1 protein-coding gene is annotated in these 283 nt (G+C 49.8%); it reads right to left on the bottom strand.

The features are described 5' to 3' along the window. Positions 1 to 283: SDR family oxidoreductase (locus AAEY62_RS21935; protein WP_350636513.1), on the bottom strand; the 283-nt coding region annotated here is incomplete at both ends.

Raw genomic sequence — 283 nt, 5'->3', positions numbered from 1 at the left:
GCACAAAAGAGGCTTGGGCTGATTGTAAAAAACTGACCGCATCGGCAATTTCACTTGGCTGACCATTGCGACCAATAGGCGCAACAAAGTTACGTACGGCTTCGCCAAAACGTGGATCTTGCTTAGAGGCTTCGTGCAGTGGAGTTTCAATTGCACCGGGAGCAACTAAGTTAATCCGCACGCCGGTACTCCCCGTTTTAACGGCTAAACGACGACAATGCACAGTGAGTGCGTATTTAGATGCCGAATAGGCTATTTGTGGTTGGCCAAGCTCATCTGCCAG

Origin of the sequence: Pseudoalteromonas sp. GW168-MNA-CIBAN-0100 (genome assembly GCF_040309225.1) — a bacterium.
GTDB classification, from domain to species: Bacteria; Pseudomonadota; Gammaproteobacteria; order Enterobacterales; family Alteromonadaceae; genus Pseudoalteromonas; species Pseudoalteromonas arctica.
Note: the sequence above shows the minus strand (reverse complement) of the source record. Positions and strands in the feature narration are given on the sequence as shown.